Origin of the sequence: Collinsella aerofaciens (genome assembly GCF_015548375.1) — a bacterium.
Classification (GTDB): Bacteria; Actinomycetota; Coriobacteriia; order Coriobacteriales; family Coriobacteriaceae; genus Collinsella; species Collinsella aerofaciens_AB.
On record NZ_JADMWW010000042.1, the window covers coordinates 1 to 5,383 of the forward strand.

The following is a 5,383-nucleotide window of genomic DNA, read 5'->3' on the forward strand; positions in this document are numbered from 1 at the left end:
GTATTACGAGCTCCTGTGCGAATTGGAGAGAGCGCTCCCGCAAACTGCCTCTTGACAACTTATAGGAGCGTCGGTTTTATTTTCGTATATTCCGGGATGGTCAAGGGTGCTCGGCTAAACGTAGTAGATGGCCGCATTTCATGGCGGACGGTCCGACCCAAGGCCCAAGACAGCCAGCCTCGGTTGGCCATTCTCGAAGTTGCGGTGGAATACGGACTGAATTGGCACCTTAAAGGCAAAAACACTCCGTATTTCACCGCAACTTATCGAGGGGATGGGTTTTAGATACGGCCAAGGTCGTAGGCTTGGGCGGCGGCTTCACCGGCGCAGATGAGGTTGGTTGTGGCTTCTTGGGGATCGAGTGCCAGCTCAAGGCCCATGGGCTTGCGGCAGACCGGCAAAACCAGGTCGACGCCCTGCCCATACACCGCATCCAGGTTGTCAGCGCGACCGCCCGCGACGGCGACTACCGGCTTGCCATAGCGCTTGGCACGACGGGCCACGCCCACCGGCGCCTTGCCGGCAGCGGATTGCTCGTCCATGTTGCCCTCGCCTGTAATGACCAGGTCGACATCGCGCACGCGTTCGTCAAACCCAATCAGATTGAGCACCGTCTCCACGCCCGAACGCAACTCAGCACCGAGCGCCAGCAGCGCGGCGCCCAAGCCACCTGCCGCGCCCGCGCCAGGCACGCCGAGCACCGAGCCAAATGTCCGCACGCCCTCGGGCACGCGCAACAACCCCTGAGCCCGCACCCCGGTAATCGCCGCATCGAGCAGGCGGCCGTAGCCGACCATCCAGCTGTCGTACCTGCCCAGCGCTTCGACATCGTCTGTCGGCAGGCCCTTTTGCCCGCCAAACACTGCAAGTGCCCCACGACGCCCCACGAGCGGGTTCTCGACATCAGAGAGCACGACGATACGCGCGCTATTCAGCGCCCGAAGCGCCGGTGCCAAATCGATACTCGCCACCTGCTCAAGCCCCGCGAGACCAGGGGCGACATCGCAGCCCTGATCATCGACCACACGCGCGCCCAGCGCCTGCAGCATGCCGGCGCCACCGTCGTTGGTGGCACTGCCGCCCAGACCAATATAGATAGTCTTTGCCCCAGCACGAACCGCTCGAAGCATGAGCTCGCCCACGCCATAGGTCGTAGCGGCCAACGCCGCCGGCTCTGTGCAAGGCGAATACCCAATACCCGCCGCCTCGGCCATCTCGATTACAGCCGACTCGTGCTCGCCGTCCACCAGCATCCGGGCAGACACACAGTCGCCCAGAGGGCCTGCGACTTCACATGCCACGACCTCACCGCCGCACGCGGCAACGGCATCGAGCGTTCCCTCGCCGCCATCCGCCAGCGGCAGCGCGCTTACCTGGGCATCGGGCCACACGCGGCGCACACCTTCGGCAACGGCCTCCTCCGCCTGCGCGCTCGAAACGCTGCCCTTAAAGGAGTCGATCGCCAGCTGCACACGGCGGGGCCGGCGGCACGCAGGACCAAAGTCAACCGCCGTGTCAGCATCCTCACCGGCACCTGCAAGCGCCGCGGCGTGAGCGGCGTGTGCTTCAAGATCGGCCCCACAACCGCAATCAGCGCCGCCCGCTCCGCGCAGACCGCCAAAATAGTTACTCAGCAGCTCGCGACATTCATCCGCCAGGACCCCAGCCGTCACGTTAAACCGATGATTCAGGCGCGAGTCGGCATTCAAATCGTATAGGGATCCCAGCGCGCCCGCCTTGGCATCAGCCGCGCCATACACGCAGCGCCCCACGCGCGCGTTGACCATAAGGCCCGCGCACATGCAGCAAGGCTCGAGCGTCACATAGACGGTGCAGTCGGAAAGGCGCCAACGGCCGAGCGCCTGAGCGGCAGCGCACAACGCCGCAAACTCAGCATGCGCCGAAGGGTCCTGATCGAGCTCGCGACGATTGTGCGCCCGCGCGACGATCTCGCCCGCGCACACCACCACGGCACCAATGGGCACCTCGCCCACCGCCGCGGCAGCGCGCGCCTCGGCCAGCGCTTCGCACATGAACTTCTCGTCGATTTCGGTGATCGTCATCGTTCGCCTTCCCTGTTGCAAATTCAAAACGATGCTATCATTACGACTCACGGAGAGATGGCAGAGCGGTTGAATGCGGCGGTCTTGAAAACCGTTGAGCGCGAGAGCGTTCCGGGGGTTCGAATCCCCCTCTCTCCGCCACTTCTAGTGATGCACCGGTGTCATGGTCCGCTCAAACAGCGCATCGACCACGTCGGCTATCTCAGGTCGACGTTCAAGATCGTGGCCCGATTCCCACCATATCGTGAAAAGTCGAATAATGCCGCCGGCGACAAACTCAGACGTCGTCTCGAGTGACACGGGGGCCAGGGCATCCTCGGCAAGCACGTTCATCACACGCTCGCGGATGGAGCGGGCAATGCGGTCGCAAATAACGTTGGTCAACATACCCGACATGCTGCTTGCCAAAATGTTATCCATGAGCTGCTCGTGCGCCAGAATCAAATCCATGGCATCGTCCAAAATCGCGTGTCGAAGCGCGCGCACGTCCTCGGCAGACACTGCGCCGGCCTCATCGGGCTGTTTTTGCGGCAAGCCCGACATGAGCTCATCGATATAAAAGGCAAAGTAATCGTTCTTGTCGCGAAAGTGCTTGTAGAACGTCGTGCGGCGAATCATGGCGCGGTCGCACAGCATGGCAACCGTCAGGTCCTCAAAACGATGCTCCTCGAGAAGCTCGGTAAAGGCATCGAACAGGGCGCGGTAGGTTTTCTTAATGCGAAGGTCCACTGGTATCGCCATCCTCGGGGCAAAGACAACGCTCGTCAATCTGTCGCATATCTTACACCTGTACCTCGCGCGCTTTGCCCCGGTACCGACCCCGCCGAAAACATAACGCTTGCCGGAAAGTTCGGCACGGCAAAACGTTGCGGGTATACTAGTAGCGTTATACCAACGGCAGCTGGCGCATGCCGCCGCGGCCATTCGAAACGGAGACATCATGATTACCGTCATCATCGGCATCGTTGTTGTCATTGTGATTGTCTGCGCCATCGCCGGCATCTACAACAACATGGTCACCAAGCGTAACCGCATCGATAACGCCTGGCAGAACATCGATACGCAGCTGCAGCGTCGCAACGACCTGATCCCCAACCTGGTCGAGACCGTCAAGGGCTACGCCAAGCACGAGCAGGAGACGCTCTCCGCCGTGATCAGCGCGCGTAACACCGCCGTCAAGGCCACCACGCCCGAGGCCAAGATGGAAGCCGACAACGTGCTGACCGGTGCGCTGCGCCAGCTCTTCGCCGTAGCCGAGGCCTATCCCGATCTTAAGGCAAACACCAACTTTACGCAGCTGCAGGCATCGCTCGAGGATACCGAGAACAAGATTAGCTATGCACGCCAGAGCTACAACGATTGCGTGCTCAGCTACAACAACGCCATTCAGACGTTCCCGGCTGTCATCTTTGCCGGCATCTTCCAGTTTAAGGAGCGCCAGGGCTTCGAGGCCGCCGAAGCAGCCCGCCAGGCTCCGACCGTCAAGTTCTAGTAGTTTGACAGCGCATCCTTAATCGGCCAAATGTATAAACCGCCCCGTCGAATGCATACTTCGACGGGGCGGTTTCCTTTTTCGCGAAGGTCCCCCTCTAAGCGCCGTGCATTTTCAGGAGTATTCAACATAACCAAGAGCTTCGGGCGCCACGATAAATGCCAAAGACCGCGAATATCCCTACAAATCAAACGCTGCCAGCCCATAACCCCGCCCATCATTCGTAGAAAACATCGAGAAATCCCGATTTTTTGCCCGAGGTCGGTATGCAGGGGCCTTCGATTGCAGAATACTCGCAAAAATGCACGTCGCCACCCCCCACATGGCGCGAACCAAAACAAAAGCGCGGCCTTCCTTTCCGGCGCACTCCGCAGGACGAAAGAACCCCCGCCGCACGTAGTGCGCAGCGGGGGTTCTTTCATGTCCGAGGACGCACCGGAAAGGAAGGTCGCCCTCGGGCCGGACAGCTAAGACAGCTTACGCGACGGTGTAAACCCAGTTGTGCTTGTCCTCGACAGCACCGGACTGGATACCAGTCAGGGTCTCGCGAAGCTTCTTCATCACGGGACCGATCTCGGCGTAGCCAGCCGGGAAGGTCACGGTCTCGTCGGCGCCGTAAACCTTGTTGTCGATCTCGCCAACCGGGGAGATGACGGCAGCGGTGCCGCACAGGCCGCACTCGACAAAGGTACCGGCCTTGACCTCGGCCCACTCGACGGGACGCTGGTCAACGGTCATGCCCAGGTCCTGAGCGACCTGAACGAGCGAGCGACGGGTGATAGAGGGCAGGATGGAGTCGGTGTGCGACTGCGGAACGACGAGCGTGCCGTCCTCCTTCACGAACAGGACGTTGGCGCCGCCGGTCTCCTCGACATAGGTGCGGGACTCGGAGTCGAGATACAGGTTCTCGGCATAGCCCTCGCGATGGGCCTCCATCGTGGGCTTGAGGGACATGGCGTAGTTCAGGCCGGCCTTGATATTGCCGGTGCCGTGCGGTGCGGCGCGGTCATACTCGGAAACGCGCAGCTTAACGGGCTTGAGACCACCCTTAAAGTACGGACCGACCGGGGTCACGAGAATGCGGAACGTGTACTCAGGAGCGGGAGCCACGCCGATCACGTCACCGGAGCCGATCATAAACGGACGCACATACAGGGTCGCGCCGGAACCGAAGGGCGGAACCCAGGCGGCGTTGGCAGAAACGACCTGCTTGACGGCCTCAACGAACTTGTCCTTGGGGAACGGGGGCATCTCGAGGCGCTGGGCAGAGTTATACATGCGCTCGGCGTTCATGTCGGGACGGAAGCAGACGATGCTGCCGTCCTCGGCGGTGTAGGCCTTCAGGCCCTCAAAGACCTCCTGGCAGTAATGGAAGATGCCGCCGCACTCGGAGACATGCAGGGTGTGGTCGGTGGTCAGGCCGCCCTCGTCCCACTCGCCGTCCTTCCAATGGGCCTCGTAGCTGTAATCGGTCTTCATGTAGCCAAAGCCGAGGCTACCCCAATCGATATCCTTCTTCTCGACAGTCATATGTCGCTCCTTACATACACAGTTGCAAACTCGCGAACCCGCACGCAAGGACCGAGGCCGACCGCGTCGCAACGTCGCACGCCCGGAGCGTAGAGCCGGACGGGACACGCAAACGGCATCAAAGCCGATGGCACGTCGATTCGCATGCACGAGATTGTACTCCGCACGCGCGTCGGATAAAACGTTTTTCTTTAACTAACTAAAGTATTTTCATTTGACCGAATCAGAACCACCCTTAAAAAGGGTGGTTTGCTCTTAGGGTATAACCCACGGGCCCCGGGCTCGCGTCTAAAGGCGC

4 protein-coding genes and 1 tRNA gene are annotated in these 5,383 nt (G+C 60.9%); 2 read left to right on the forward strand and 3 right to left on the reverse strand.

Going from position 1 to position 5,383, the window contains the following annotated elements; translation table 11 throughout:
• Nucleotides 1-281: 281 nt before the first annotated feature.
• Nucleotides 282-2,063: a tRNA adenosine(34) deaminase TadA gene (tadA, locus tag I1969_RS10770; protein WP_195235120.1), complete on the reverse strand. Its 1,782-nt coding sequence runs from the start codon at nucleotides 2,061-2,063 to the stop codon at nucleotides 282-284.
• Between the two features lie 51 nt (nucleotides 2,064-2,114).
• Between tadA and I1969_RS10775 the strand changes: the two genes are divergently transcribed.
• A tRNA-Ser gene (locus tag I1969_RS10775) sits at nucleotides 2,115-2,204 on the forward strand.
• 3 nt (nucleotides 2,205-2,207) lie between these two features.
• On the opposite strand, the gene I1969_RS10780 is transcribed toward I1969_RS10775, so the two are convergent.
• Nucleotides 2,208-2,792 (reverse strand): TetR/AcrR family transcriptional regulator, encoded by a 585-nt coding sequence (locus I1969_RS10780; RefSeq protein WP_158549345.1) that lies wholly within the window; start codon nucleotides 2,790-2,792, stop codon nucleotides 2,208-2,210.
• A gap of 211 nt (nucleotides 2,793-3,003) precedes the next feature.
• Between I1969_RS10780 and I1969_RS10785 the strand changes: the two genes are divergently transcribed.
• Nucleotides 3,004-3,555, forward strand: a complete 552-nt coding sequence (locus I1969_RS10785; RefSeq protein WP_082421874.1) for a LemA family protein — start codon at nucleotides 3,004-3,006, stop codon at nucleotides 3,553-3,555.
• A gap of 477 nt (nucleotides 3,556-4,032) precedes the next feature.
• Here I1969_RS10785 and I1969_RS10790 read toward each other — a convergent pair whose 3' ends face one another.
• Nucleotides 4,033-5,085: a branched-chain amino acid aminotransferase gene (locus tag I1969_RS10790; RefSeq protein WP_195235121.1), complete on the reverse strand. Its 1,053-nt coding sequence runs from the start codon at nucleotides 5,083-5,085 to the stop codon at nucleotides 4,033-4,035.
• Between the last annotated feature and the right edge of the window lie 298 nt (nucleotides 5,086-5,383).

Excerpts from the sequence above, each read along its gene's own strand:
- tadA (WP_195235120.1), bottom strand. The coding sequence starts at position 2,063 with ATGACGATCACCGAAATCGACGAGAAGTTCATGTGCGAAGCGCTGGCC.
- I1969_RS10785 (WP_082421874.1), top strand. The coding sequence starts at position 3,004 with ATGATTACCGTCATCATCGGCATCGTTGTTGTCATTGTGATTGTCTGC.
- I1969_RS10790 (WP_195235121.1), bottom strand. The coding sequence starts at position 5,085 with ATGACTGTCGAGAAGAAGGATATCGATTGGGGTAGCCTCGGCTTTGGC.